Annotated in this window: 1 protein-coding gene; it reads left to right on the forward strand. The window is 63.3% G+C overall.

Annotated elements, in window-relative coordinates:
- Positions 1 to 40: 40 nt before the first annotated feature.
- Positions 41 to 267 (forward strand): cupin domain-containing protein (locus EOD29_RS36665; protein WP_206520559.1); only part of this gene is annotated, 227 nt, incomplete at its 3' end.

Here is a 267-nt window from a genome sequence, read left to right on the forward strand (position 1 = left end):
CGCTGTCCTGGCGCAATCCGGTAACTGGAGCGTTGCACGCGTGAAATTCCCGCCTCATTACGTCGTTCCTCCGCACAGCCACCCTAATGCCGAGGCCGTCTGGCTGATCAGCGGCCAGGTCGGATTCGGCTTTGGGGATAAGCTCGACAAGACCGGCCCGTGGCTCAAGCCGGGAGCCTTTTTCGTGCTACAGCCTGGCGGCAAGCACTACGTGTGGACCGGAGACGAAGGCGGGGTGATTGACGTTCGGGTCAGTGCCCGCGGTGG

Source organism: Mesorhizobium sp. M1A.T.Ca.IN.004.03.1.1, from assembly GCF_003997555.1.
Classification (GTDB): Bacteria; Pseudomonadota; Alphaproteobacteria; order Rhizobiales; family Rhizobiaceae; genus Mesorhizobium.